31 protein-coding genes and 2 pseudogenes are annotated in these 23,816 nt (G+C 50.9%); 14 read left to right on the top strand and 19 right to left on the bottom strand.

The features are described 5' to 3' along the window. Positions 1-66: 66 nt before the first annotated feature. From phoQ to rluE, 7 genes are all read right to left on the bottom strand, one after another. Positions 67-1,527, bottom strand: coding sequence for a two-component system sensor histidine kinase PhoQ (gene phoQ, locus ACFL9S_RS07920; RefSeq protein WP_405261289.1), 1,461 nt, complete (start codon positions 1,525-1,527; stop codon positions 67-69). A gap of 2 nt (positions 1,528-1,529) precedes the next feature. Next, positions 1,530-2,198 carry a two-component system response regulator PhoP gene (gene phoP / locus ACFL9S_RS07915; RefSeq protein ID WP_405261288.1) on the bottom strand — a complete coding sequence of 223 codons (669 nt, stop codon included), beginning with the start codon at positions 2,196-2,198 and terminating at the stop codon, positions 1,530-1,532. A 182-nt stretch (positions 2,199-2,380) separates the two neighbouring features. After that, a complete protein-coding gene (gene purB, locus ACFL9S_RS07910; protein ID WP_405261287.1) occupies positions 2,381-3,751 on the bottom strand; it encodes an adenylosuccinate lyase in 1,371 nt (456 codons plus the stop codon). 27 nt (positions 3,752-3,778) lie between these two features. Next, on the bottom strand, positions 3,779-4,423 hold the full coding sequence (gene hflD, locus ACFL9S_RS07905; protein ID WP_405261286.1) for a high frequency lysogenization protein HflD: 645 nt from the start codon (positions 4,421-4,423) through the stop codon (positions 3,779-3,781). A gap of 67 nt (positions 4,424-4,490) precedes the next feature. Next, complete coding sequence (gene mnmA, locus ACFL9S_RS07900) at positions 4,491-5,609, bottom strand: tRNA 2-thiouridine(34) synthase MnmA (RefSeq protein WP_405261285.1); 1,119 nt, start codon at positions 5,607-5,609, stop codon at positions 4,491-4,493. Between the two features lie 60 nt (positions 5,610-5,669). Further along, complete coding sequence (locus ACFL9S_RS07895; RefSeq protein WP_405261284.1) at positions 5,670-6,143, bottom strand: NUDIX domain-containing protein; 474 nt, start codon at positions 6,141-6,143, stop codon at positions 5,670-5,672. Positions 6,144-6,195: 52 nt separating this feature from the next. Then, a complete protein-coding gene (gene rluE / locus ACFL9S_RS07890; protein ID WP_405261283.1) occupies positions 6,196-6,852 on the bottom strand; it encodes a 23S rRNA pseudouridine(2457) synthase RluE in 657 nt (218 codons plus the stop codon). 103 nt (positions 6,853-6,955) lie between these two features. On the opposite strand from rluE, the gene icd reads away from it, so the two are divergent. Further along, positions 6,956-8,206, top strand: a complete 1,251-nt coding sequence (icd, locus tag ACFL9S_RS07885; protein ID WP_405261281.1) for an NADP-dependent isocitrate dehydrogenase — start codon at positions 6,956-6,958, stop codon at positions 8,204-8,206. A gap of 99 nt (positions 8,207-8,305) precedes the next feature. On the opposite strand, the pseudogene ACFL9S_RS07880 reads toward icd, so the two are convergent. After that, positions 8,306-8,446: pseudogene (locus ACFL9S_RS07880) on the bottom strand (integrase); the annotation flags it as partial. 124 nt (positions 8,447-8,570) lie between these two features. Between ACFL9S_RS07880 and ACFL9S_RS07875 the strand changes: the two are divergent. Then, entirely contained in the window at positions 8,571-9,089 is a 519-nt protein-coding gene (locus ACFL9S_RS07875) for a hypothetical protein (protein WP_405261280.1), read from the top strand. Positions 9,090-9,725: 636 nt separating this feature from the next. Here ACFL9S_RS07875 and ACFL9S_RS07870 read toward each other — a convergent pair. Both ACFL9S_RS07870 and ACFL9S_RS07865 read right to left on the bottom strand, forming a co-directional pair. Further along, positions 9,726-10,595: a DUF4868 domain-containing protein gene (locus ACFL9S_RS07870; protein ID WP_405261279.1), complete on the bottom strand. Its 870-nt coding sequence runs from the start codon at positions 10,593-10,595 to the stop codon at positions 9,726-9,728. 10 nt (positions 10,596-10,605) lie between these two features. Beyond that, on the bottom strand, positions 10,606-11,118 hold the full coding sequence (locus tag ACFL9S_RS07865) for a hypothetical protein (protein WP_405261278.1): 513 nt from the start codon (positions 11,116-11,118) through the stop codon (positions 10,606-10,608). Between the two features lie 199 nt (positions 11,119-11,317). Here ACFL9S_RS07865 and ACFL9S_RS07860 point away from each other — a divergent pair. Further along, positions 11,318-11,452: pseudogene (locus ACFL9S_RS07860) on the top strand (NADP-dependent isocitrate dehydrogenase); the annotation flags it as partial. A 112-nt stretch (positions 11,453-11,564) separates the two neighbouring features. Here the strand turns inward: ACFL9S_RS07860 and ACFL9S_RS07855 are convergent. Together ACFL9S_RS07855 and ACFL9S_RS07850 are read right to left on the bottom strand one after the other, a co-directional pair. After that, positions 11,565-11,852: a type II toxin-antitoxin system RelE/ParE family toxin gene (locus ACFL9S_RS07855; RefSeq protein ID WP_405261277.1), complete on the bottom strand. Its 288-nt coding sequence runs from the start codon at positions 11,850-11,852 to the stop codon at positions 11,565-11,567. After that, positions 11,842-12,096 (bottom strand): type II toxin-antitoxin system Phd/YefM family antitoxin, encoded by a 255-nt coding sequence (locus tag ACFL9S_RS07850; protein ID WP_405261276.1) that lies wholly within the window; start codon positions 12,094-12,096, stop codon positions 11,842-11,844. The genes ACFL9S_RS07855 and ACFL9S_RS07850 overlap by 11 nt, the downstream gene beginning before the upstream one ends. Before the next feature lie 316 nt (positions 12,097-12,412). Here ACFL9S_RS07850 and ACFL9S_RS07845 point away from each other — a divergent pair, with 316 nt between their 5' ends. After that, entirely contained in the window at positions 12,413-13,792 is a 1,380-nt protein-coding gene (locus ACFL9S_RS07845; protein WP_405261275.1) for an aspartate aminotransferase family protein, read from the top strand. Positions 13,793-13,830: 38 nt separating this feature from the next. Here ACFL9S_RS07845 and ACFL9S_RS07840 read toward each other — a convergent pair whose 3' ends face one another. From ACFL9S_RS07840 to ACFL9S_RS07825, 4 genes are read right to left on the bottom strand one after another with little or no spacing between them, the layout of a single operon-like run. Next, positions 13,831-14,208 (bottom strand): DMT family transporter, encoded by a 378-nt coding sequence (locus ACFL9S_RS07840; protein ID WP_405261274.1) that lies wholly within the window; start codon positions 14,206-14,208, stop codon positions 13,831-13,833. Beyond that, complete coding sequence (locus tag ACFL9S_RS07835) at positions 14,208-14,567, bottom strand: EamA family transporter (RefSeq protein WP_405261273.1); 360 nt, start codon at positions 14,565-14,567, stop codon at positions 14,208-14,210. Before ACFL9S_RS07835 ends, ACFL9S_RS07840 begins: the two co-directional genes overlap by 1 nt. Further along, positions 14,564-15,436 carry an alpha/beta hydrolase gene (locus ACFL9S_RS07830; RefSeq protein WP_405261272.1) on the bottom strand — a complete coding sequence of 291 codons (873 nt, stop codon included), beginning with the start codon at positions 15,434-15,436 and terminating at the stop codon, positions 14,564-14,566. Before ACFL9S_RS07830 ends, ACFL9S_RS07835 begins: the two co-directional genes overlap by 4 nt. Further along, the gene (locus tag ACFL9S_RS07825) at positions 15,429-16,166 is read right to left on the bottom strand and encodes an MtnX-like HAD-IB family phosphatase (protein WP_405261271.1); all 738 of its coding nucleotides are present in this window, start codon (positions 16,164-16,166) and stop codon (positions 15,429-15,431) included. The genes ACFL9S_RS07830 and ACFL9S_RS07825 overlap by 8 nt, the downstream gene beginning before the upstream one ends. Positions 16,167-16,467: 301 nt before the next feature. Between ACFL9S_RS07825 and ACFL9S_RS07820 the strand changes: the two genes are divergently transcribed. The 7 genes from ACFL9S_RS07820 (at position 16,468) to ACFL9S_RS07790 (ending at position 21,170) form a co-directional block, all read left to right on the top strand. Then, the gene (locus ACFL9S_RS07820) at positions 16,468-16,635 is read left to right on the top strand and encodes a YnfU family zinc-binding protein (protein ID WP_405261270.1); all 168 of its coding nucleotides are present in this window, start codon (positions 16,468-16,470) and stop codon (positions 16,633-16,635) included. Positions 16,636-16,920: 285 nt separating this feature from the next. Continuing rightward, on the top strand, positions 16,921-18,459 hold the full coding sequence (locus ACFL9S_RS07815) for a cryptochrome/photolyase family protein (protein ID WP_405261269.1): 1,539 nt from the start codon (positions 16,921-16,923) through the stop codon (positions 18,457-18,459). Beyond that, on the top strand, positions 18,456-18,596 hold the full coding sequence (locus ACFL9S_RS07810) for a DUF2256 domain-containing protein (protein ID WP_405261267.1): 141 nt from the start codon (positions 18,456-18,458) through the stop codon (positions 18,594-18,596). Before ACFL9S_RS07815 ends, ACFL9S_RS07810 begins: the two co-directional genes overlap by 4 nt. Before the next feature lie 144 nt (positions 18,597-18,740). Further along, positions 18,741-19,160 carry a translesion error-prone DNA polymerase V autoproteolytic subunit gene (gene umuD, locus ACFL9S_RS07805; RefSeq protein WP_405261266.1) on the top strand — a complete coding sequence of 140 codons (420 nt, stop codon included), beginning with the start codon at positions 18,741-18,743 and terminating at the stop codon, positions 19,158-19,160. 2 nt (positions 19,161-19,162) lie between these two features. Further along, positions 19,163-20,425: a translesion error-prone DNA polymerase V subunit UmuC gene (gene umuC, locus ACFL9S_RS07800; RefSeq protein WP_405261265.1), complete on the top strand. Its 1,263-nt coding sequence runs from the start codon at positions 19,163-19,165 to the stop codon at positions 20,423-20,425. 182 nt (positions 20,426-20,607) lie between these two features. Beyond that, on the top strand, positions 20,608-20,886 hold the full coding sequence (locus tag ACFL9S_RS07795) for a type II toxin-antitoxin system RelE/ParE family toxin (RefSeq protein ID WP_405261264.1): 279 nt from the start codon (positions 20,608-20,610) through the stop codon (positions 20,884-20,886). Beyond that, a complete protein-coding gene (locus ACFL9S_RS07790; RefSeq protein WP_405261263.1) occupies positions 20,886-21,170 on the top strand; it encodes a HigA family addiction module antitoxin in 285 nt (94 codons plus the stop codon). Before ACFL9S_RS07795 ends, ACFL9S_RS07790 begins: the two co-directional genes overlap by 1 nt. Before the next feature lie 33 nt (positions 21,171-21,203). Here the strand turns inward: ACFL9S_RS07790 and ACFL9S_RS07785 are convergent, their stop codons facing one another. Next, positions 21,204-21,350 carry a hypothetical protein gene (locus ACFL9S_RS07785; RefSeq protein WP_405261262.1) on the bottom strand — a complete coding sequence of 49 codons (147 nt, stop codon included), beginning with the start codon at positions 21,348-21,350 and terminating at the stop codon, positions 21,204-21,206. A gap of 273 nt (positions 21,351-21,623) precedes the next feature. On the opposite strand from ACFL9S_RS07785, the gene ACFL9S_RS07780 reads away from it, so the two are divergent. The 3 genes from ACFL9S_RS07780 (at position 21,624) to ACFL9S_RS07770 (ending at position 23,041) form a co-directional block, all read left to right on the top strand. Continuing rightward, positions 21,624-22,004, top strand: coding sequence for a putative holin (locus ACFL9S_RS07780; protein ID WP_405261261.1), 381 nt, complete (start codon positions 21,624-21,626; stop codon positions 22,002-22,004). Beyond that, positions 21,991-22,278, top strand: coding sequence for a phage holin family protein (locus tag ACFL9S_RS07775; RefSeq protein WP_405261260.1), 288 nt, complete (start codon positions 21,991-21,993; stop codon positions 22,276-22,278). The genes ACFL9S_RS07780 and ACFL9S_RS07775 overlap by 14 nt, the downstream gene beginning before the upstream one ends. A 562-nt stretch (positions 22,279-22,840) precedes the next feature. Further along, on the top strand, positions 22,841-23,041 hold the full coding sequence (locus ACFL9S_RS07770) for a hypothetical protein (RefSeq protein WP_405261259.1): 201 nt from the start codon (positions 22,841-22,843) through the stop codon (positions 23,039-23,041). Between the two features lie 20 nt (positions 23,042-23,061). Here ACFL9S_RS07770 and ACFL9S_RS07765 read toward each other — a convergent pair whose 3' ends face one another. Next, positions 23,062-23,301: a hypothetical protein gene (locus tag ACFL9S_RS07765; RefSeq protein ID WP_405261258.1), complete on the bottom strand. Its 240-nt coding sequence runs from the start codon at positions 23,299-23,301 to the stop codon at positions 23,062-23,064. A 268-nt stretch (positions 23,302-23,569) separates the two neighbouring features. After that, a complete protein-coding gene (locus ACFL9S_RS07760; protein ID WP_133843362.1) occupies positions 23,570-23,815 on the bottom strand; it encodes a DinI-like family protein in 246 nt (81 codons plus the stop codon). Position 23,816 lies beyond the last annotated feature (1 nt).

Here is a 23,816-nt window from a genome sequence, read left to right as displayed (position 1 = left end):
GAAACGCGTAAGTGGAAAGATTATAACAGCGCACAGCCACTGTGTAATGTCATGGCAGAGGGCAGATTACTCGTGCTTGTGCAGCAGCTCCTGGCGCTGGAATTCGACTTCCATACGTGCGCCGCCAAGCTCGCTGGTGCCGGCACGAATATCGCCAGCGTACTGTTCGAGAATGTCCCGTGCCAGCGACAAGCCCAGCCCCTGGCCGGGGCGCAGTGTGTCGGCACGCTGACCGCGAATAAACACCAGGTCACGCTTGTTTTCCGGAATGCCGGGACCGTCATCCTCGACGATGAGTAGCAGTGTTTTTTCCGTCTGTTGCACACTGATCTCTACGAACTCCAGGCAGTACTTGCAGGCGTTATCCAGCACGTTGCCCATCACTTCCATAAAATCGTTCTGCTCACCGACGAAAATCACCTCCGGTGAAATATCCAGCGTCAGAACAACCCCTTTACGCTGATAGACTTTATTCAGCGCTGAGCATAATCCGTCGAGCAGGGCTGGCACTGAATGCACATCGCGCTTCAATGCATGGTGATCGGCCTGCATGCTGGCACGATGCAGGTAATAGCCAATCTGTTGGGAGATTCGGCTGATCTGCTCCAGCATGATGGGTTCGGCTTGTTCTATGGAGAGGTTGCGTTCACCACGCAGTGAACGCAGGGTGGTTTGCAGTACCGCCAGCGGTGTCTTCAGGCTGTGTGTCAAATCGCTCAGTGTGGTGCGATAGCGGGTGTAGCGCTGGCGTTCGTTATCCAGCAACAGGTTAAGATTTCGCACCAGCCCTTTTAGCTCCTGAGGCGGGGAGGGGTCCAGCGTGTCGCGGTTTCCGCCTTCCAGTTCACGGACCTGGGCTGCCAGAGCGCCAATCGGGCGCAGGCTCCAGTGGGCGGCCAGCCACAGCAACGGGATAATCAATAGCAGATTGGCCAGCAGCACATAGCTGAACCACGACCACACAACGTCAGAGTGTTGAAGCTCTTGCGGAATGGAGTCGACCACCACGATGGTCAGCGCAGGCAGGTTGGGCGTGGCATCATAACGGTTGACTGCCACCGAGTGGGTGAAGGTATCGTTGCCGTCATCGTCATAGGCGCTTAGCTTACTTTGCGCGTCCTGGTCATTGCCCAGCACTTCACGGCTGGTGTGATTGTTGGTGTCGATTTCATAGAAATCCGACTTATTCAGCCATTCACGACGGATCTTGCTGCGAATATCGGGAACGTCGCGCTGCTGCCACAGCAGTTTACCGTTATTGTCGTAGATGAAGACCAGCGCGGGAAAATTGAGCGTCATGCGCTCGGGCTGTACGATAGTCAGCTTATTGTCCTTCCACTGGGAGAGCGTGAAAAACAGATTACTTTCGCTGCGCAGCACGCGGTAGGTGTTTTTATCGAAGCTCACTACATAGCCGATCACCGCCACCATTCCATAAGAGAGCGACATGGTTAGCACCACCGCTGCGGTGGCGAGTAAGAAACGGACCCGCAGTGAACGCGGTTTTTTGCGGCGCCAGTTAAACATGCTCAAATATCGAAGCGGTAGCCCTGACCGCGCACCGTAGTGATGACGTCCTGAGCATGTTCTGCCAGGATTTTTTTACGTAAGCGGCCCATCAGCACATCAATCGTGTGGCTCTCGCGCAGTTCTGCATCAGGATAGAGCTGCAGCATGAGCGAGTCTTTGCTGACCACTTTACCTGCATTGCGGATCAGGGTTTCAATAATGGTGTACTCAAATGCGGTCAGTTTTATCTGCTGCTCGCTGATAGTCAGCTCACGGCGTGAAAGATCTACCTGGAAAGGGTGCAGGGTAATAATTTGCGAGGCTAACCCGCTGTTGCGGCGCATCAACGCCTGCATTCGGGCGACAACCTCTTCGATATGGAAGGGCTTGGTCACGTAATCATCGGCACCGGCTTCCAGTGCTTCGACTTTCGCCTGCCAGCCGTCACGTGCTGTGAGCACCAGAATCGGCTGACGGACGTCCTGGCTGCGCCAGCGGCGGATGAGTCTCATGCCGTCTTCATCCGGCAGTCCGAGATCGACCAGGGTAATATCCGGAGTGTGTTCATTAAGGAAATAGTCGGCTTCTTTCGCGTCTTCGGCGGCATCAACCTGGTGACCCATCTCACGCAACTGCACCGCCAGATGATGACGGAGCAGCGGATTATCTTCCACAACTAACACTCGCATAACCGAATCCTTAATAAGATCAACTCACCAGAAATAACAACATAGCGCCAGGATGCCTGAAGCAGCAACCGTCTGAGCGCTTATTCACTTTTATTGGGGTATAACTGGCGTTAAGTATAGGGGAGATCAGATAAACAATAGGTTAACACGGGCCGACTGAGCCGGCCCGGTGGGAGGGGCGATTATTTCAGGTCGTCAACCATCTGGATGGCGCGGCCGATATAATTGGCTGGGGTCATCTGCTTCAGACGAGTTTTCTCTTCTTCAGGCAGAGCCAACCCGTCGATGAAGGTTTTCATGCCTTCAGCGTCAACACGCTTGCCACGCGTCAACTCTTTCAACTTCTCGTAAGGCTTTTCGATACCGTAACGGCGCATAACTGTCTGGATGGGTTCAGCCAGCACTTCCCAGTTGTGGTCCAGCTCGTCCAGCAGACGCGCGCGGTTCACTTCCAGTTTGGAGATACCTTTCAGCGTTGCCTGGTAAGCGATCAGTGCATAACCCACGCCCACGCCGAGGTTACGCAGCACGGTGGAGTCGGTCAGGTCGCGCTGCCAGCGTGATACTGGCAGTTTGCTGGCAAGGTGCTGCATCATGGCGTTAGCCAGGCCGAGGTTGCCTTCGGAATTTTCGAAGTCAATCGGGTTCACCTTGTGCGGCATGGTGGAAGAACCGATTTCACCCGCAATGGTTTTCTGCTTGAAGTGGTTGAGTGCGATGTAACCCCAGACATCACGATCGAAGTCGATCAGAATGGTGTTAAAGCGCGCCATGCAGTCAAACAGCTCGGCAATATAGTCGTGCGGCTCGATCTGTGTGGTGTACGGGTTCCAGGTCACGCCCAGTGAGGTCACGAACGCTTCACTGAACTCATGCCAGTCCACTTCCGGGTACGCGGCGATGTGGGCGTTGTAGTTACCGACGGCACCGTTGATTTTACCCAGGATTTCAATACGTTCTAACTGACGCAGCTGGCGCTCAAAGCGGTAGGCGACGTTCGCCATCTCTTTACCCAGCGTGGACGGTGTAGCGGGCTGGCCGTGGGTGCGCGACAGCAGCGGGATATCACGGTACTGCACCGCCAGGTCCTTCACGGCAACGATGATTTTGTTCCAGTAAGGCACAATCACCTCACGGCGTGCGGTTTCCAGCATCAGCGCGTGTGACAGGTTATTGATATCTTCTGAAGTACAGGCGAAGTGAATAAATTCAGACACCGCGTGCAGGGCAGGGACGGACTCCACTTTCTCTTTCAGAAAGTATTCCACTGCTTTCACGTCGTGGTTGGTGGTGCGCTCGATAGTTTTGATACGCGCAGCATCTTCTTCGCTGAAACCGCTGACAATGGCATCAAGGTAAGCGTTTGCGTCGGCATCAAATGCAGGAACTTCCTTGATCTCAGCGCAGGTTGCCAGTTTTTGTAACCAGCGAACTTCAACCTCAACGCGGAATTTCAGCAGGCCATATTCGCTGAAAATACCACGGAGTGGGCTGACTTTGTCGCCATAACGGCCATCTACAGGTGAGACGGCGGTCAGAGAGGATAATTCCATTGTTGCTGCTCCAGGATCGGTTAAAAATCAGGTTGGGGTCCCGTTAAGGCGGGCCAGAATCGCTTTTGCCTCATTGACTAAGCGGTTACGGGACAACATTAGCTGCAGACGGCCACCGCCGACCTGCTGCCACAACACTGCCGCGCGGATACCCGCCAGCAGTGTCGCACGAACTTTGCTCTGTACCTGGCTATTCTGCAGGACAGCCGGGGAACCGGTGACCTGGATACGCGGGCCGAGCGGGCTGATCACATCGACATAAATCGCTGCCATCGCGCTTAGCAGGGTATCAGACTCCAGATCGTAGTGCGCCAGCTGGCGATCGAGCTGGGCAATACGGCTGGACAACTCATTTAACGCGTTTTTGTTGGCATTCAGTTTACGCTCCAGCACCATCATGCTCAGCGTGTAACGCGTTAGTTCGGCACCCAGGCCCTGGCGGCTGTTGCTGTTCAGCACGGCCAGCAGGGTTTCCAGACCAAACTGCAGGTTTGCTTCATCGTTGCCGAACACCGCCAGCGTGGACGACGGGTTCAGATCCAGCAGGCTTTTCAGCGATGTTTTTAACGCGTCAGGCGGGCACTGCCCCTGGTGCGCCAGTTGCTGCACCAGGTGAGCGGACTGGCAGATACCAGCCAGTGCCAGAGTAATATCATAGTAATTCTTCGCCACGGTAACTCCTGTATACGCCAGACTTCAGGCTGCTGATGCGTTGGCAGCTGTTCTGCGGCCCGACTGTTTATGCGTTAACCAGCGGCTGGCGCTGTTCGATGATGCCGCCACCCAGGCAGACCTCATCGATATAGAAAACCGCAGACTGCCCTGGTGTCACGGCCGCCACCGGCTGGTCAAAACGCACTTCGATGCGCTCAGCGTCCAGCGGGGTAACGGTGCAGGGGATATCTTCCTGGCGATAGCGGGTTTTCACCATGCAGCGCAGTGGCGCGGTCAACGTTTCGCGATCCACCCAGTGTAACTGCTGAGCAACCAGGCCAACGGACATCAGGCGTGGATGGTCATGGCCCTGAGCGACAACCAGCACATTGTTCGCCACGTCTTTATCGACCACATACCAGGGTTCTTCGTTACCGTCTTTGGTGCCGCCGATGCCCAGCCCTTTGCGCTGGCCCAGCGTGTGGTACATCAGACCCTGATGCTGCCCCACGGTGTCACCGTCAACGGACACAATTGGCCCCGGCTGAGCGGGCAGATAACGAGCCAGGAACTCGGTAAATTTACGCTCGCCGATAAAGCAGATACCGGTGGAGTCTTTTTTCTTCGCGGTGATCAAATCCAGCTGTTCAGCAATACGACGGACTTCCGGTTTCTCTAATTCACCGACCGGGAACAGGCTTTGAGCGATCTGCTCAAAGCCAAGGGTGTAGAGGAAGTAGCTCTGATCTTTATTGCCGTCCAGCCCACGCAGCAGGCGGCTTTTGCCATCCACATCCTGGCGACGCACGTAGTGACCGGTGGCGATAAAGTCTGCGCCCAGGTCTTCTGCGGCAAATTCCAGGAAGGCTTTAAATTTGATCTCTTTATTGCAGAGAATATCGGGATTGGGCGTACGGCCAGCTTTATATTCCGCCAGGAAGTGTTCAAACACGTTGTCCCAGTATTCGGCGGCAAAGTTGACCGTATGCAGGTAGATACCGAGTTTGTCACAGACTGCCTGCGCATCGGCTAAATCTTCCGCTGCGGTGCAATACTCCTCACCATCATCCTCCTCCCAGTTTTTCATAAACAGGCCTTCAACCTGATAACCCTGTTGCTGGAGCAACCAGGCGGAAACGGAGGAGTCAACGCCGCCGGACATACCGACGATCACTTTTTTCTGGCTGTTAGAACTGTTCAACATTGCTTGTCCGACTTTAAGGAGTCGTTAAAGGCGACTCTGATAAAATTGCGCGGCATTCTATCACGCGTCGGCGACCTGCGCACTCTCGCTAAACGGCCACTGGAAGGCGCTGAGGATCTCCAGCGGATAGCGCGGCCCGGTCTGATAAATGTGCAGGCTTTCTGCCACCAGCGGTGAGCGCAGTTTTTTGGACGTCATAATCTCCTGCGGCGGCAGCCACCAGCAGCGATCAATATCGCGATCCTGCGGGTAAGTCTCGATAGCGTTGGGCAGGTCCAGGGCGAACAGAAAACGCAGGAACGGGGTGTTATCCGGGGCGATCCACTGGTGCAGACGTAAAAAGGCCTGGGGGATAGCATCAATGCCGGTCTCTTCCGACAGTTCACGCACCGCCGCCTGAAGCAGCGTTTCATCGGCCTCCAGATGGCCCGCAGGCTGGTTCCAGGTGGTGCGCCCACGCACGCGTTCTTCTACCACTAAAAACTGCCCTTCAGCCTGTACCACCGTGGCTACGGTGACGTGCGGTTTAAACATAACGCGTTCTCCATTCGGTAAATACGCGCAGCGTACTACGCGTTAATAATTGTCAGATTTCGTTGCTGATATCACGCCATTCGCCTGGTGCCAGGCCCTGTAACTGTAACGCACCCATTGAGAAACGGATCAGACGCAGGGTAGGAAAGCCGATATGCGCCGTCATTCGACGTACCTGACGGTTCCGTCCTTCGTACAGGGTGATTTTCAGCCAGCAGGTTGGGATGGCTTTGCGTTCGCGGATCGGCGGTTGACGATCCCACAACCAGTCGGGGGCGGCCACTTTTTCTACCCCGGCGGGCAGGGTGGGGCCATCTTTCAGATTTACGCCAGTGCGTAACGGTTGCAGATCGCTCTCCTGCGGGTCGCCCTCTACCTGCACAAAGTAGATTTTTCCGGTGCGTTTACCCGGCTGAGTCAGGGTTGCCTGTAGTGCGCCGTCATTGGTCAGTACCATCAGCCCTTCACTGTCACGGTCAAGCCGTCCGGCAGCATAAATACCCGGCTGTGGCACATAATCTTTCAGCGTGCGGCGCCCGGCTTCATCGCTGAACTGCGGTAACACATCAAAAGGTTTATTAAACAGCACCACGCAACGCGGGCCTTTAACGGCAGGTTTGGCGGCGCGGCGCGGGCCGGAACGCCCAGGGTGATGATTCGTCAAGGAAGATTTTCGCATGGTCTTTGCACTGAGTAACAATGAGTGCATTATACCGCAATCCGGAGATGATTGGCGCGGAGTCAATATTCAAGTAGTATTGACGCGCATCTTACAAGTCATTAACAAAAAAAAGCGCTCGAAGGAGAGGTTAATGGAAAGCAAAGTAGTTGTTCCGGCGGAAGGTCAGAAAATCACCCTGGATCAGGGAAAACTCAACGTACCTAACAATCCAATCATCCCGTTTATCGAAGGTGATGGCATTGGCGTTGACGTGTCTCCAGTGATGATCAAAGTCGTTGATGCCGCTGTGCAGAAAGCTTACAACGGTGAGCGTAAAATTTCCTGGATGGAAATTTACACCGGTGAGAAATCGGTAGAGCTTTACGGCCAGGACGTTTGGTTGCCAGAAGAAACTCTCGATCTGATCAAAGAATATCGCGTTGCCATCAAAGGCCCACTGACCACCCCGGTCGGCGGCGGTATTCGTTCCCTGAACGTTGCCCTGCGTCAGCAGCTTGATCTGTACATCTGCCTGCGTCCTGTCCGTTACTACACCGGCACACCAAGCCCGGTGAAACGCCCGGAAGACACTGACATGGTGATTTTCCGTGAGAACTCCGAAGATATCTATGCGGGTATCGAGTGGAAAGCGGGTACGCCGGAAGCAGATAAAGTCATCAAGTTCCTGCGTGATGAAATGGGCGTGAAGAAAATTCGCTTCCCTGAGCAGTGCGGTATCGGCATTAAGCCATGTTCAGAAGCAGGCACCCAGCGTCTGGTGCGTGCAGCCATCGAATACGCAATCACTAACGATCGTGATTCTGTAACGCTGGTTCACAAAGGCAACATCATGAAATTCACCGAAGGCGCTTTCAAAGACTGGGGTTACCAGTTGGCGAAAGAAGAATTCGGCGGTGAGCTGATCGATGGTGGCCCGTGGATGACGGTGAAGAACCCGAACACCGGCAAAGAGATCGTCATTAAAGACGTGATCGCCGATGCCTTCCTGCAGCAGATCCTGCTGCGTCCGGCTGAGTATGACGTTATTGCCTGTATGAACCTGAACGGTGACTACATTTCTGACGCCCTGGCGGCGCAGGTTGGCGGTATCGGTATTGCTCCGGGTGCCAACATCGGTGACGAATGTGCACTGTTTGAAGCCACCCACGGTACAGCACCTAAGTATGCTGGCCAGGATAAAGTGAACCCAGGTTCCATCATCCTGTCCGCTGAAATGATGCTGCGTCATATGGGCTGGTTCGAAGCCGCTGACCTGATTGTTAACGGCATGAAAGGCGCAATCGCGGCCAAAACCGTGACCTATGACTTCGAACGTCAGATGGACGGCGCTAAGTTGCTGAAAGCCTCAGAGTTTGGCGATGCGATGATCAAACATATGTAATCGCGTTAAGCGATAATAAAGCCAACATGATTGTTAAAATTGTGTTGGCTTTTTGTTTCATTGGTTTATTCTGCAAAACTGTACGAATTACAATCAACTTTATACCGCGATAACGATCCACTCCTTCCCTCTGTCATCGTTATATTTATCTGTTTGAACCTGATTCTTGTGACCAAGAAGCTGCTGTGTATTCACCTCCTGCTCTCGATAAATTCGCCCAGCTAACGAACGCTGTTCATTAAGTAACAGTGTTTTAAATCCGTTGGCAGCTTTTATACACATTAGGCGAGGTGCAACTGGTCATTCCCAAACAGTAAGGATTCGGCTAATCTAAATACCCATAACAACAACATGAGTATTCATAGTGATAGCTGAATTATCTGCGGCGATGACCGCTATAAAGGAAACGGCAGGTCTCGTTAAAGTTATCCATAACGCAAAAACTGATACAGAAGTTAAAGCTGCAACTATTGAGCTTCAGAATAAACTAATCACACTTCAGGCTGAGTGCTTTAACCTTGGTGATGCGATCCGACATCGTGATGAAGAAGCAGCGCATTTCAAAGCAAAAATTGCAAAGTTTGAAGACTTCAAATCCGATTCTAAAGGTTATGTTCTACATCGGACTGAAGGTGAAACCTTGGTGTACTCGAAACAAGTTGTCGTGGATGATTTGGAGATGATGGTGCATGCCTGCCCACATTGTTATCAGCAGAAGAAAATATCTATGCTTCAACCAGGCATAGAAAAGAGCGTAAAAGGTGGTTATTGGGTTTATTTTTGTCCATGCTGTAATAGTCAATTCAAAATGGATAAAACCCCTGCTGCAAATGCCACTCAAGTAAGAACGCAGCGCTTTACTTCTGGGGGGAGGATATGGTAGTTACTTAATCTATCTTGTAGGGATATCAAAGTTTTAAACAGCAAAGCGTCCTTTTGGCGCTTCTTTTTTTATGGGGATTCAAAATGCATGATTTATTCGTGCTGCCTTATGCAGAACGCATCACGACGAACTTCATGCGGAGGGGCGTGTATATGATGCAAAGTATGGCACTCAGCCGGAATTGATCATTTTCACTCTTGTAGAGCCCTGGAACTTGGCGTTATTGCCACGGGAAGGAAAAAGAGCGAAGGCAAAAATACGTGATATTAAATATATCCTGGAGTGCTGGGGAGGCAGGCCCGCACCTGAAGGTGCCTGAGTTGACTACTCATCGATCGCTGCGGGTTTAAAGGTTTGCTGCAAACAGATATTAATCGGTGGCCATCACTGACAGATCACGACGGGTTCATTATCGACAGTTGCATTGCATGACTAGAGAGGAAAAAATCAAAGGGGTACGAGCCCATGACCGCTTAACGTTTCACTCCTAATTATGGGCCGACGGCGTCGTTATTTAGATGGCACTGTCAGGAAAGGTATAATACAGATGAGGGTTTTATCAGTGGGCTATTGTGTATTCTTGTAGTTAAGTTTGATTTGGATTAAGTAATACGCCCGCGTAGGCGGGCATCTTGTTTAAATTGGTCTCTTGGATGTTGACTTGAAAACAGTCCTGCTAACCTCTGCGACAAATATGTCCTCATCTAAAAAAGTCAATAATGCCTTTACATCTCTTTTCGTGTTTGGCATGACTATTTTTTCAATTCCAGTGCTAATATCCGTTTTTAAATCGAAGTTGACTTTTTGAGCGGCATTTTTTAGTTTGGAAATTTGTTCTCCTAATATGCCAGATTTGTTTATGAGGGTGATTTTAGTCCTTATTACAGTATCTGCAATTAGTTTCATATCAAATCCGGCATCAGTTTTAAATACAGCGTTCGTGCAAAAAGATGCCAAGTCTGCGTCAGTTGCCTCTGTGAAATATCTATCCATATTAAATATACCTCGAAGCTTAATGAGGCTTTTGAATTTAATTGTATTTTTTTCAATCACGGCAACTAACTTATCATCAATGTTAAAACCAGTGGATGAGGCCATTGTGAAAACATTTCCACTTAGCCATAATGACTTACTGATGTCGAGAATCTGTCCTTTATTGAAGCTTTGGATCGCTATTTTATCACTATTAGCACGGTGTTCAATCCCTACGAACAGAGCTTTGATGTGCTCTACAGGAACAGTCTTAGGATCCCATACTGGAATTCCTGTGTTTCTTCTTACAGCATCAATTAAATCATCAGATTCTGTAAAATCCTTTAAATAGAGATGCTCACTATAGGAAGGTTTATAACCTGCGTAGAACTCTATTGGTTCATCATAGTGAGACTCAAAATAAGCATGTTGTTCTTTAAAAATACCGATGAGTTTTTCATCTGTTTTTTTATCGGTATCAATACGCATAATCCTATGCGTAGTATTGTTATCCATTACAGCAAATATAGGCATATTATTACCTTTAAGTATGTAAGTATGTGTAGTCAGTAAGCTTAATAATGTTGAAGCTTTTACCCCTAACATCTGTGATTATTTCTTTTGAGATAAGAACGAAGCCTACGCCAGTATCATCCTCTGCTTCATAAAACTTATATCCTAGCAGTGAGAGGAGTGGGTTAAAATTATAGTTCTCAGAGAAGCTAATGTAAAAAAGTAATGATAAATAGAAGAATAATGCATATTTCCAGTCAGTTGCTATCGAATCTGTACCGAGGAGCGGGAAAAGATAACTTAGAAAATAATTTGTAACCTCTTTATTGGCTGGGGATATTGAGTCAATATTTTTACTTAAAATTACAAGATTGGATTTTGCGAAAAAAATAAAGAAAACGCAAAAAACAAAGCTCAATATGCAAATGGTTAAGGATGAATAAATCAGCCAGTTAGCTTCTTTAACCATCCCTATAAATACCAATGTTATGCAAACTGGAGCTATTGAGCTGGCAGTCAAAAGTAAACGAGCAATTTTGTTCATGACCTGTCTCCCAAGATAACTGTATGTACATACAGTATACCTAAGGGGCATCCTTACCAATAGGAGAAAATGAAGTTCTTATGGTAAACGCCCATCCTCTACACAGACATTAAAACATAAAAAAGATTAATGCGTACGGACTTTCAATATGAAGATGGTAATAGTGGTCACTTCGACATCAGAGATCACGTTGGTGCCTCTGATGCTGCGTCATATGGAGTGGTTCGAAGCCGCTGACCTGATTGTTAAAGGCATGGAAGGCGCAATCGCTGCCAAAACCGTGACCTATGACTTCGAACGTCAGATGGACGGCGCTAAGTTGCTGAAAGCTTAAGAGTTTGGCGACGCGATGATCAAACACATGTAAGTGTGTTTGTCGGCGGGGGCTTCGGCTCCCGCCATCTATCAAAAAGCCTGAACATCCACTTTCCCACAATGGTTCCCTCTCAGGGAAGCCTGCCTTGCGTTTCTGAATACACTGTCCCGCCTTCACGTTTACCCATGCCCAGGACAACGACCGTGACAACTTCATCTTGAACGAGATAAACCAGTCGGTAACCGGCAGACTTTAACTTGATTTTATATTGGTCTTTACGACCATGAAGCTGAGCGGAGGGGACGCGTGGATTTTCTAAACGCTCCTTTAATTTCTTCTTGAACTGCTCCCTGATCGGATGCCCGAGTTTTTTCCATTCTTTCTCTGCTGAAGGGACAAATTTAAGTTTATAGGTCATCTAACGAAATCTCTTTCGCATCCTGTAGTTCTGGCATGCGTTCATCGACGATACGTCCCAGCTCTGCATCCTCGGCCAGTTCCATCAGATAGGCGTATATCGCTGGAGGTACGCAGTAAAATGCGGGTTCATTGCGATTCAGGATAGCGATTGTCTCGCCCTCAGCTGAACGTACCGTACCCATTGGGTCGCGCTTGAGATCGGTGATGCTGGCCGCAGTGTTGGTCAGAATTTGAAAAGGCATGTTTTCAACCTCTTATCAGTTGTACGTAATGGTTATGGTACAGAGTACTATGAACGCTAAGTGACGCTAATAATAGCACCATAGAAAGTGCAATCAAAGGTGCTCATGATTCGTTTTGCGGCTCTTGTCGTGCCATTTTTAGCATTTAATTGGAATGAAGTAAGAAAGATATTTCTTTATTAAATCTAACTTCCATAAAGAGTAAACATATCGTGAAAAGCATCACTGCTATTTAATTTTTAGCCCGAAAGTGGCGGTTATGTGCCTGGTACGACGGATACACTGTTCACCTTATCAAACCAAAGGATGGACTTTTATGACCCGGTACGAAGAACAGCTATTAGCGGATGAAGAAAAATATTGTTCACACGGTGATACCGTACATTACGTCACTACACCAAAAATTTTTGATAGCTGTAAAGGCAGTTACCTCTTCGATGCGGAAGGAACGCCTTATCTGGATCTTCAGATGTGGTATTCCGCAGTGAACTTTGGCTATGCCAATCCCCGACTGGAAAATGTTCTTAAACGTCAGATTGATGTTCTGCCGCAGATTGCCAGCCAGTATTTGCACCCCACTAAGATTGAATTAAGCAAAGTGATTGCCCAGGATATGGAGCGCAAGTTTGGTCTGCCGGGGCGCGTCCACTATAACGTGGGGGGATCACAGTCTGTTGATGACTCCCTGAAGCTGGTTCGCAACTATTGTAACGGCAAAAGTCGGATGTTTGCTTTTGAGGGGGGATACCACGGACGTAGCCTGGGAGCATCCTCAATTACCTCCAGCTACCGTTACCGGCGTCGTTTTGGTCACTTTGGCGAGCGTGCCCAGTTTATTCCTTTTCCCTATCCGTTCCGGCGTCAGAAAGGCATGACCGCGGAAGAGTATGCCGAAAAGTTGATTGCTGATTTTGCGCGTCTGTTTGAAAACGAATATCACGGAGTATGGGATCCTAAAGTTTGCCAATCCGAGTTTTCCGCCTTCTATATTGAGCCGGTTCAGGGAACCGGTGGCTATGTGATCCCACCGCGCAACTACTATAAGGGACTGAAAAAAGTGCTCGACGAGCATGGCATCCTGCTGGTGGTTGATGAAATCCAGATGGGCTTCTACCGTACCGGCAAGCTCTGGTCGGTAGAGCATTTCGGCATTACGCCGGATGTTCTGGTGTTCGGTAAGGCATTAACCAACGGTCTGAACCCGCTTGCTGGCATCTGGGCACGTGAGGAGATGATTAATCCCGCCACCTTCCCGGTAGGATCAACACATTCAACCTTTGCCTCTAATCCTTTGGGAACGGCTGTCGGGCTGGAAGTGATGCATATGCTGGCAGAAAAAGACTATGAAAAACAGGTGATGGAGAGTGGGGCGCATTTCCTTGAAGGGCTGAAGTCATTGCAACTGCGCCACCCGGAAATTGGCGATGTGGACGGTCTGGGGCTGGCGCTGCGTGCCGAACTTTGTACGGTCGATGGCTTTACACCTAACAAAGCGCTGCTGGACAAAATGGTGGATATTGGGTTGTCCGGTACGCTGGATTATCAAGGTCAAAAAACCGGGCTGGTGCTGGATGTGGGCGGCTATTACAAGAATGTGATTACCTTCGCACCTTCACTGGAAATCAGCCGCGCTGAAATCCATCAGGCGATTGAATTGCTGGACCAGCTGATCGTGCGTGCTAAAAAAGAGATGTGACATCTCCATGGCAACGCCTCATTTTATGGGGCGTTTAATCAGTGCGGGTGAAGATGCGCATCTCTGGCCAGGCAGAGAATACCCAGCAGGATCAGCACGCCACCGATCATTTTAGCCAGCGAGAGATCGTCGTTAAACAGCCAGAGGGATATCAGCGCCACGGAGATAATATCAAGATGCGAAGCGGCAAAAGCGGGGCCGACGGGTGCGTACCTGAGCAACGTCATCCAGGTATAAAAAGCGCCAAGATAGCCTGCAAAGGCAATATAAACCCACACATGAGCAAAGATGCGGTACAACCATGCGGCATCCAGCGTCAACGGAGACGCGTAGATCGCCGTGTATTTGAAACTCACCTGTGCCAGCGTATCAAACAGCATCAGCGCTAAAAATCCCAGCAGATAAAAGCGTGTCATTATCCCATTCCTACGGCCGTCACACCCAGCGCGATAAGCACAATACCAATCACGCGCCACCGGCTTAACCGCTCTTTAAGCCACACTCTGGCTGCCGCCATCACCACCACGACATTGATGGATCCCAGCATCATGGCGACGGACAGCGGAACCAGCGATAAGAAGGCCAGCCAGAGGACAAACTCCAGTACGTAACAGGCTGCACCCAGCCAGATCCAGCCATGGCGCAGCATATGACGCCAGTAGGCGAGGCCACTAAACCGGGTGCTGTTATGCGTGGCGGCTTTAAAGGCGAGCTGGCCGCAGGTATCGAGAAGGATATTTAACAGCCACAACGCCAGGGAGAATTGACTTATCACGCCGGGGTACTGAGCGTGGTGTGTAAACGCAAGGCGGCAGGTTCCCTGTTGTTCTTCGCCTCGCTTTGCTGCTGGATAAAACCCAGCGTAAGGGCGATCAGCTCCGTGCGATCGTTATCAATAGTGATCATATGGTAACTGTTCTTCAACAGCGTCAGTGCCACCTCGCCGCTGACGTTGTCACGTACCAACAGTGCATTACGACGGTGGGCGATATCGTCATTTTCGGCGTGGAGCACCAGACAGGGGGCGGTGACCTGTGGGAGCGCCCTGCGTACGTTGCGCGATAGCGCCATCATCTGGCTCAGTGACGGCCACGGATTTCCCGGCAGTCCGGCCACTCCGCTGTCGCCTTCCTGCATGCTTTTGGCAATACGGCGGCGCAGGCTTTCATTACGGATACCGTAAGGCTCTTTCTCGTTGAATAGGCGATGGCGGCCCAGGTGAAAACACCCGGCCAGCGGCAGTAGCCATGGCGCGGCGAAGCGCGAAAGAGGAGGAATGCTCCAGCCGTCATAACGAAACGTTGCGCTATAGACCAGGACGCTGTCCACCGGAAAATCAGACGCATATTTTAATGCCAGCACGGCGCCCATCGACAGACCACCGACCACCAGATGGTCTACCTGCTGCCGCAGTTTTTGCGCCCCGTTGATAACGCTTTGATACCAGTCCTGCCAGCGAGTGGCGATCAGATCGTCAACGCTGCCACAGTGGCCCGCCAGCTGCACAGCGTAAACCGTATGACCGGCTTGATTAAGCTCTCGGGCCACACCTCGCATTTCGGCAGGCGTTCCGGTGAGCCCGTGGATCAGCAGCACGCCGATCCGGCTGGTGCCGGGCAGCAGAAAATCATATTTTTTAATCATGCGTCTTCCATGGCATCAGCGGATTAAAAGAAGTGGGGTCAGGCTCTCTTGCTGGCGTGTGAAGTAACCGCTCGAGTGAGGGTATCGCATCACTGAAGTGGTGAAATACCGTGTGTGTAATCCCCTGACGGCGGCACTCTTCGATTAAATCCCCCCTCGCCAGAACGTGATCGGCCTGCTGTGACACGCAAAAATCAGAACGTCCATCGCCCACCATCAGTACCCGGCCCTTAGTGGTTTGAGCAACGGCACATTTGCATACGCCGCTGGCATGGCGACAGTGGTCATCACGCCAGGGAAAACTAAGCTTCCAGCGGCGTTCGCTATATTGTTCCAGATGATTGGCGATGATGGGTAAATGCCCCAGGCCGTGATGATCCAGGATGCGCTGGATAGCGTAATCCAGCCCGTCGCTAACAATTGTCAGGGGAACCGAAAAGCGTTGAGCGAGGGCGACAAAGTATTTAAAAGCAGGGTCGATAGGGATACCGCTCAGACAATTATCCAGTGCGTCACGCGTCATATCCAGTAGCGCAATTTGCCCTGACATGCACTCTTCAGAGCCTATTTCACCCGCCAGCCACTGCTGCTCCAGCGTTTCCCATCCGGGAAGAGCAAAACGTGCCAGCAGGGTATCCGTTGTGTCTTCAGGGCTAATCGTTCCATCGAAATCACACAAGATGCTGCAGGGGAGATCACCATTACATTCGTGAGAAAGCCTGATTGTCATGTACACACCTATTTATCTGTACAGGGTCTTAAGGGAATACGTTCGTGTTGGTGGGAGAAAATTCTCCGCTAATTTAAGACTCGTGTGATAAATGAAGAGTCAACAATAGGAAATGGCAGGGGTTGTTTAAAGGTGATCGGTTGCCACTCAGGTTAAATAGCATTTTTTCACAGAGGGGGGATGAATGATGGCATCACTTCCCGCTCCGGTTCTGTAAGAATGAGTAAAAAATTCCGATAAGTGCTGGTTAACCATTAGCACGCTATGTTAATTTAGGTCTCCAGGCAGCGATACGAGGAAAATGGTTATGACCTACTTCAAGTATGCCATGCAGCGGATTAAACTGATTACCACCGAAGTGGAATGCCCTGATTGTCACCGACCCGGTCGGCAGTCGATTACCAAGCAATCAAAAGCATCTCCGATGAAATGCCCGCATTGCGAGACGAGATTCACCCTTCAGCAGTAACCGTTACCGATTTTGTCACAGACCGCCTGATGGCGGTTTTTGCTTTTTTGCCGTCCCGCTTTGCCACATACATTATTGTCGCATCATGTTCAGCGCCGCTGATCGGAGTAACGCTTTTTCTACTATAAAAATAGCGGCCTGTTACCCGGTTTAAAGAATGTCCACTGGGTTTGTGACGGTTTTCTTCAAGGGCAAATGCTATGCTAATCGTGCTTATCTGCTGTTAAACGCCAACAGGCCGGGTTTACTGCATGCTTATATTTCATTTTCGCAGGTCGCAATGTCATGAATAATCTGCACCGTTTGTGTCTGGTTCTGGGCGACCAGCTATCGTTTGACCTGGCCTCATTACAGGGGTTGGAGGCGGAGCGCGATACGGTTTTACTCGTCGAGGTCATGGAGGAGGCCAGCCATGTTCCTCATCATCCGCAAAAAATCATATTGATCTTCAGCGCCATGCGTCATTTTGCCCAGGCGTTACAGCAACGTGGCATCCGGGTTGAATATGTCACTCTCGATGACCCGAAAAACAGCGGGTCAATACCCGGGGAGCTCAGGCGCTGGCACTCGCTGGTGGCGCCGGACGAAGTGCATCTGACCGAGTGCGGCGACTGGCGACTGGAGGAGTCGATAAAGGCGTGTGAATTCCCGATTCACTGGCATAGCGATACCCGATTTCTGTGCACGCGTAGTGAGTTCTCTTCCTGGGCTGCAGGTAAAAAACAGCTGCGCATGGAGTTTTTTTATCGTGAGATGCGCCGCAAGAGTGGGTTGTTGCTGAACGACGACGGCAGTCCTGTTGGTGGGGCATGGAATTTTGATGCTGAAAACCGCAAAGCGCTGCCCAGGAATGTCACAGCGCCATACCCGGCACGTTTCAGTGCAGATGCCATTACCCGTGACGTCATGGCACTGGTGGGCGAACATTTTAGCCATCATTATGGTTCAGCCACTTCCTTCGATTATCCGGTGACTCACGAAGATGCGCGCGCGCTGTGGGATTATTTTCTCGATTACGGTCTTGCAGCGTTTGGTGACTATCAGGATGCGATGGCCAGCGATGAGCCTTTTTTGTTCCATGCCCGCATCAGTGCGGCGCTTAATATCGGCCTGCTTGACATGCGCCAGTTATGCGCTGATGTGGCGTCTGCCTTTAAGGCAGGCCATGTTGCACTCAATGCTGCCGAAGGATTTATCCGTCAGTTGATTGGATGGCGTGAGTATGTGCGCGGCGTCTACTGGCTGAAAATGCCCGAGTACGCCAGCGGTAATCTGTTTGCAAATCGGCGGATGCTGCCAGAGTTCTACTGGACGGGTGAAACTCAGATGAACTGTATGCGGCAAACCATCGGGCAAAGCCTGGAACATGCCTATGCCCACCATATTCAGCGCCTGATGGTAACCGGTAATTTTGCGTTGCTCGCGGGTATTGCACCAGAACAGGTATGCCAGTGGTATCTGGCGATTTATATGGATGCATTTGACTGGGTTGAACTCCCCAATACGCTGGGTATGGTGATGCATGCCGACGGGGGATATCTGGGATCTAAACCTTACTGTGCCAGCGGCCAGTATATTCATCGTATGTCTGATTACTGCCGTAGCTGCGCCTATAAAGTCAGTGAAAGCACGACTGACAACGCCTGCCCGTTCAACGCCCTCTACTGGCATTTTTTGATGCGCCATAGCGATATTTTGCGGAATAATCCGCGTATGAACCTGACGTATAAAAACCTTGATCGTATGACAGAAGCCCGGCAGCAGGCGCTCTGGCAGCACGGTGAAGGGCTTCTGGCCCGCCTGGATGCCGGTAAGCCGTTGTGAAAAAAAAGAGCGATCTCCCAGTCAAAATTTGCGCGGTTTGCGGGCGGCCTTTCAGCTGGCGCAGAAAATGGGCGAGCTGCTGGGAAGAGGTGCGCTACTGCTCAGAACGTTGCAGGCGACAGCGGGTACCGCGTTAAATGTCGCGGTGACGGTGAAGACTCATCGAACAACTAAATTTCCCGCCACTTCAGGCGCTTTCCAGAATCTCACCGCAAGGTGCTTGATCGCAGCACCGATTCAGCGGTACTGTATATAAATACAGTGTTGTTGAGATTCCCCTTATGCAGTTCATCCGCCCGATCGACAGTTATCACGCCCTCCACCTGCCTCTCTTCCTTGAGCGCGTTCCGTGTGGGTTTCCCAGCCCGGCGCAGGACTATGTTGAAGATCGCCTTGATCTCAACAAGTTTGCCATTAAACACCCCAGCGCCACCTATTTTATCAAGGTGAGCGGTGACTCGATGCGTGGGGCAGGGATCGGTGACGGTGACCTGCTGATCGTCGACCGCTCACTGACCGCCGTTCATGGCGACATCGTGGTAGCTGCTGTGGCGGGGGAATTTACGGTCAAAGAGTTACGTACCCGGCCCACGCTGCAACTGGTTCCCCATAACAGTGAGTATTCGGCGATCTCCTTCCTGAGTGAGGAAGAGCTGGAGATTTTCGGCGTGGTGACGTTTACCCTTAAAGCACACAAATAACCATGTATGCGCTGGTGGATGTGAACAGCTTCTACACTTCCTGTGAAACGGTTTTTCGCCCGGATCTGCGTGGACAGCCCGTGGTGGTGGTATCCAATAACGACGGCTGTGTGATCTCCCGCTCGGCGGAAGCCAAAGCGCTGGGGATCAAAATGGGCGCGCCTTATTTTAAGCTGAAACAAGAGCTGCATCGCCAGCATGTACACGTGTTCAGCTCTAACTACGCGCTCTATGCTGACCTCAGTGAGCGGGTGATGATGTTGCTGACTGAGATGTCCCCGGGCATTGAGATTTACTCGATTGATGAAGCCTTTATTGATGTTGCCGGGGTGGCGAACTGCATGCCGTTGGACGCCTTTGGTCACCAGATGCGCAGCCGCATACTGAAAGAGACGGGGCTGACGGTGGGCGTGGGGATTGGGCCGACTAAAACGCTGGCTAAACTCGCCAATTATGCGGCGAAAAAGTGGAGCAAGGCAGGCGGCGTGGTCGACCTGTCGAATGTTGCTCGCCAGCGTAAACTGCTGGCGCTGGTGCCGGTAGAAGAGGTGTGGGGTGTGGGCCGCCGGATCAGTAAAAAACTCAATTTGATGGGGATTGAAAATGCGCTGCAACTGGCGGAATCGTCCCTGTGGGTGATCCGCAAACATTTTAACGTGGTGCTGGAAAGAACCGCTCGCGAACTGCGCGGCGAGCCGTGCCTCGGCATGGACGAGTTTGCGCCTACGAAGCAACAGATTATGTGCAGCCGCTCGTTTGGGCACCGCATCACCGACTATGAAGAGATGCATCAGGCCATCTGTGCCTATGCTGAACGTGCCTGTGAAAAACTGCGTCAGGAGAAACAGTTCTGCCGTTTTATCAGCGTCTTCCTGCGCACCAGTCCGCATGCGGAAGGCGAGGTCTTCTACGGCAACCAGGCTTCCGGCACGCTGCTGATCCCGTCTAATGATACGCGTGACATTCTCCGTGTGGCGACGGATGCCCTCGATCGTATCTGGATTGAAGGGCATCGCTATATGAAAGCCGGGGTGATGCTGGGGGATTTCTTTAGCCGGGGTGAGGCCCAGTTAAACTTATTTGATGAGTATCAGCCGAAGCCAAACAGCGAAGCGCTGATGCAGGTGCTGGATGGGTTGAACCAGTCGGGCAAGGGGAAGGTATGGTTTGCCGGGCAGGGCATCGAAAAATCCTGGGCGATGAAGCGGGAGATGCTGTCCCCTGCATATACCACCCGCTATGCCGACTTCCCGGTGGCGAAGTAATCTGATTTTATGTCCACCTTTACCAGACCGATGCATCTGCTGCGCCTTCCAGAGTGTCCCGCGTCGGTTGTTTTTATCTTTTGTTGAGCATTTTATGCATGAGCGTCGATAAAGTCTTCTGACTGTTGCACGTGGTGGAACACCCGTTATAATGTTCCACATCACGGAACAGGGATTGCGCCATGATTAAGAGCTTTAAACATAAGGGACTCAAAAAATTCTTTCTTAAAGATGATAGCAGCGGCATTGAACAGAAACTGGTGGGCCGAATACGTCATCGTCTGACCGTTATTGATGCTGCTGACAGTATCGGAGCGATCGATATGCCCGGTTACGACCTGCATCCGCTCAAAGGCGATCGGCAGGAAATATGGTCAATCAGCGTGTCGGGTAACTGGCGTATTACGTTCAGATTTATCGATGGCGATGCTGAAATTCTTAACCTGGAGGATTACCACTGATGAAAATGGCTAACCCTGCTCACCCTGGTGAAATCATTGCGGAAGCGCTGGATGATATGCATGTTAGCGTTCGCCAGTTCGCCAGGGCAATGGAGATTGCTCCCTCAACGGCCAGTCGATTGCTGTCAGGATATACAGCGGTAACGCCTGAGATGGCATTGCGTCTCGCGGTTGTTGTCGGGAGTACGGCGGAAACCTGGATGAAAATACAGGCAAACTATAGTCTGCATCAGGCACGACAAACACTGGATACCCGTCATCTGCACCGATTATCGGCAGCATAAAAAAAGCCGTAAAACCCGCCTGTGTAACGCAGGCTAATGCCCGCTTCTGATATGCACACGCTCTTCAAGCTGGTGCCATAACGCCAGCAGAACGCCCGGCAGGCAAACACCGATAATCACTAAAAAACCCATCAATGGCCCACCGATCAGCAGCAGAGAAAAGAGTAATGCAGTGTTCATATTGTTCCTTCGTTATCAGGCTATCGCTGAGGTTTTATGCTGTTCCACCTGTGGAGAGCATGTTTTGATTAGGATCACGATTGATGATTTTGGTTATCGGCGGCACTAAAAAAAACATGAAATTTACTTCCCCCCTCACGCGTACGCAAAAAACGATGTAACTTTATAAAAACACAGTTACCGACAAGACAGCGCTAACTGTTTATCAACCCGGCATTTGCCGGGTTTTTTTATATCCCTTCATCGGTAAGAGGGCACAGCAAAGGGGGCAACATGGCAGCAATGATATTAGCAGTGAGCCTGGGAGCCGCAGCGACAAAGGGGGCCGGCGTGGCCGGATTTATCGGCGTCACCGACTACGGTGTTCTGTTTGGCGCTTTTGCCGGTGCCGTTTTTTATGTTGTCACGGCGGCAGACCTCCAGGTTATCCGTCGGGCAGCCTACTTTATGGTGTCATGGATCGTGGGTATTTATGGTGCAGGCCTGGTCGGGGCGAAAATGGCGCTGGTGCTGGGGTACAGCGATAAACCGCTGGATGGTCTTGGCGCCGTGTTGTTGTCTGCACTGGCGATTAAAACGTTGACGTTTTTCAGCCAGCAGGACCCGGCAAAATGGCTGGCACGCTGGAGAGGAGGACCTCATGGTAACAAGTGATCCTATGGTCATCATTAATGTGGTGGTGTGCTCGGCAATCGTGCTGCGCCTGATGTTTTTCTATAAAGCCGGAGCACGACATCAGCGGTGGGCGTCGTGGCTGGCCTATCTGATTATTCTGGCTTACGCCTCTGTACCTTTTCGTTTTCTGTTTGATGTCTATGCCCATACGCACTGGGCCGCAATTGTTATCAATGTGATTTTTTGCGCGGCGGTCTGGCGTGCAAAAGGCAATGTGGCGCTGATTTTTCAGGTGCTGCGCCCACGGCGATAAGAACGGCGACGTGTTTTGAGGCGGCGAGTGTTCCTTATTTATACCGGACCTGACGGAAACGCTGCTTGAAACGAAAACAGGCCCGGTCACGCCGAATGCCCGACGCAGTTTACATAACGGGCTGGCGGGCTGTGGTGCGAAAGAAAACGGCGTGCTCACGATGGCCACCCGCGTCACCTCCACCCCTGTCACCAGCGTACCCACGGGTTATGCCATCCTCAATATCAATGGTGTTGGCCGCAAACGGCCGTACTACCGTCGATAAAAGGTAAAATCATTAACCGCCCTTTAATTGGGCGGTTTTTTATTTATCGTGATCAATTGTCCGAATCAGACTCTTTTCCTGATAACCCTTAGTGAAACAAGTGATAAATTCCTCTCTGTGAGTCATTTTTTCCGTTGTTTCAGGCTGGTATTAATCTGAATTAAGGCAGTAAAAAACCTTTTTTAACCAATAAACGCATGAAAAGCAGGCAATGGCTGATTTAAATCCAGCGGCGGGGTTGTGATGATGTCACCAGGCTACGTAAAATAGGTCCAAAAGGTAAATCAGGAGAAGATCGTGTCTGACACTGCATCTGGCGAACATCAATGTGAACGGCTTGAAGAAGCCAAAAATATCGCCCTCGGCTGGCGTATTGTGGGGCAGATGCCACCACAGACCCTTGAGGAAGCCATTCAGATGCTGCGCGACAGCTCAGATTTTGCCGCGAAAGTATGCGACTTGCTGACAGAAGAGCTGGCCGCGAATAAACGACGCTAAGGCGCGTCGTCTGAACAGGATCACAGCCGCGCTGATTCACCGCGATGCCGAAAGCGGGACCACTCTTCCCAGCAGTTTTCCGGGTTTATATCACTGAAGTTCTGTAACGGATCGAGCGCAAAAGCGATACGGTCGGGAATAGACACACACATGGCGGTGTCGCGCAGTGCCTCTACCTCTTCGCGCGTCAGACTCGCCCCTTTTTGTCGTTCCGCATCGCTCAGCAATCCCATCAGTGAGGGAATATAAATTGTGGCCATAGTATGCCCATCTTTCTCTATCTATTGTGATGGTTAATTTTTCGGCAGCAAGAGAGGGAACTTTAGAGATGGGGCTTACATAGGAAGCTAACTGGTTACAAAGACTGATATTTTAGGCAAAAAAAAGCCCGCTAAGAGCTTTAATGCGGGCCAACACCAGGGAAATCTATTAAAATAAATAATAGGATGATTCTGAACGAATGCAAATGGAAAGCATCTTTATTACGCACTAAATTCAAAATTCTTGGCAGGTCACCGCGTGTATACATCAAAATTCTTCTGACACCATCCACTGATCGGCTTCATCAAACATCTCTTCGACGATGCGCAACAGCGTGGATTTATCGCTTTTACTGGCGTCGCTCTTCACACCGTTAGCCTGCATGGGCTTCACCTTGACCTGTGCGTCAGGAAAAACTCTCTTTACTCGCTTCTCCAGCTCATTAAGAATAAGTTGTTCGGCATTCGCCAGGCCGGCTACGTTGCGCTTGTCATAAATCAATTCAACAAACATC

The organism is Erwinia sp. AnSW2-5 (assembly GCF_045107195.1).
Taxonomy (GTDB): domain Bacteria; phylum Pseudomonadota; class Gammaproteobacteria; order Enterobacterales; family Enterobacteriaceae; genus Erwinia.
Note: the sequence above shows the minus strand (reverse complement) of the source record. Positions and strands in the feature narration are given on the sequence as shown.

Excerpts from the sequence above, each read along its gene's own strand:
- ACFL9S_RS07825 (WP_405261271.1), bottom strand. The coding sequence starts at position 16,166 with ATGACAATCAGGCTTTCTCACGAATGTAATGGTGATCTCCCCTGCAGC.
- umuD (WP_405261266.1), top strand. The coding sequence starts at position 18,741 with ATGCAGTTCATCCGCCCGATCGACAGTTATCACGCCCTCCACCTGCCT.
- ACFL9S_RS07840 (WP_405261274.1), bottom strand. The coding sequence starts at position 14,208 with ATGACACGCTTTTATCTGCTGGGATTTTTAGCGCTGATGCTGTTTGAT.
- ACFL9S_RS07815 (WP_405261269.1), top strand. The coding sequence starts at position 16,921 with ATGAATAATCTGCACCGTTTGTGTCTGGTTCTGGGCGACCAGCTATCG.
- ACFL9S_RS07795 (WP_405261264.1), top strand. The coding sequence starts at position 20,608 with ATGATTAAGAGCTTTAAACATAAGGGACTCAAAAAATTCTTTCTTAAA.
- purB (WP_405261287.1), bottom strand. The coding sequence starts at position 3,751 with ATGGAATTATCCTCTCTGACCGCCGTCTCACCTGTAGATGGCCGTTAT.
- rluE (WP_405261283.1), bottom strand. The coding sequence starts at position 6,852 with ATGCACTCATTGTTACTCAGTGCAAAGACCATGCGAAAATCTTCCTTG.
- ACFL9S_RS07850 (WP_405261276.1), bottom strand. The coding sequence starts at position 12,096 with ATGCCTTTTCAAATTCTGACCAACACTGCGGCCAGCATCACCGATCTC.
- phoP (WP_405261288.1), bottom strand. The coding sequence starts at position 2,198 with ATGCGAGTGTTAGTTGTGGAAGATAATCCGCTGCTCCGTCATCATCTG.
- phoQ (WP_405261289.1), bottom strand. The coding sequence starts at position 1,527 with ATGTTTAACTGGCGCCGCAAAAAACCGCGTTCACTGCGGGTCCGTTTC.
- umuC (WP_405261265.1), top strand. The coding sequence starts at position 19,163 with ATGTATGCGCTGGTGGATGTGAACAGCTTCTACACTTCCTGTGAAACG.
- ACFL9S_RS07855 (WP_405261277.1), bottom strand. The coding sequence starts at position 11,852 with ATGACCTATAAACTTAAATTTGTCCCTTCAGCAGAGAAAGAATGGAAA.
- ACFL9S_RS07870 (WP_405261279.1), bottom strand. The coding sequence starts at position 10,595 with ATGCCTATATTTGCTGTAATGGATAACAATACTACGCATAGGATTATG.
- ACFL9S_RS07865 (WP_405261278.1), bottom strand. The coding sequence starts at position 11,118 with ATGAACAAAATTGCTCGTTTACTTTTGACTGCCAGCTCAATAGCTCCA.
- ACFL9S_RS07760 (WP_133843362.1), bottom strand. The coding sequence starts at position 23,815 with ATGTTTGTTGAATTGATTTATGACAAGCGCAACGTAGCCGGCCTGGCG.
- ACFL9S_RS07895 (WP_405261284.1), bottom strand. The coding sequence starts at position 6,143 with ATGTTTAAACCGCACGTCACCGTAGCCACGGTGGTACAGGCTGAAGGG.
- icd (WP_405261281.1), top strand. The coding sequence starts at position 6,956 with ATGGAAAGCAAAGTAGTTGTTCCGGCGGAAGGTCAGAAAATCACCCTG.
- ACFL9S_RS07775 (WP_405261260.1), top strand. The coding sequence starts at position 21,991 with ATGGTAACAAGTGATCCTATGGTCATCATTAATGTGGTGGTGTGCTCG.
- ACFL9S_RS07845 (WP_405261275.1), top strand. The coding sequence starts at position 12,413 with ATGACCCGGTACGAAGAACAGCTATTAGCGGATGAAGAAAAATATTGT.
- ACFL9S_RS07780 (WP_405261261.1), top strand. The coding sequence starts at position 21,624 with ATGGCAGCAATGATATTAGCAGTGAGCCTGGGAGCCGCAGCGACAAAG.
- ACFL9S_RS07790 (WP_405261263.1), top strand. The coding sequence starts at position 20,886 with ATGAAAATGGCTAACCCTGCTCACCCTGGTGAAATCATTGCGGAAGCG.
- ACFL9S_RS07785 (WP_405261262.1), bottom strand. The coding sequence starts at position 21,350 with ATGAACACTGCATTACTCTTTTCTCTGCTGCTGATCGGTGGGCCATTG.
- ACFL9S_RS07765 (WP_405261258.1), bottom strand. The coding sequence starts at position 23,301 with ATGGCCACAATTTATATTCCCTCACTGATGGGATTGCTGAGCGATGCG.
- ACFL9S_RS07820 (WP_405261270.1), top strand. The coding sequence starts at position 16,468 with ATGGTTATGACCTACTTCAAGTATGCCATGCAGCGGATTAAACTGATT.
- ACFL9S_RS07830 (WP_405261272.1), bottom strand. The coding sequence starts at position 15,436 with ATGATTAAAAAATATGATTTTCTGCTGCCCGGCACCAGCCGGATCGGC.
- mnmA (WP_405261285.1), bottom strand. The coding sequence starts at position 5,609 with ATGTTGAACAGTTCTAACAGCCAGAAAAAAGTGATCGTCGGTATGTCC.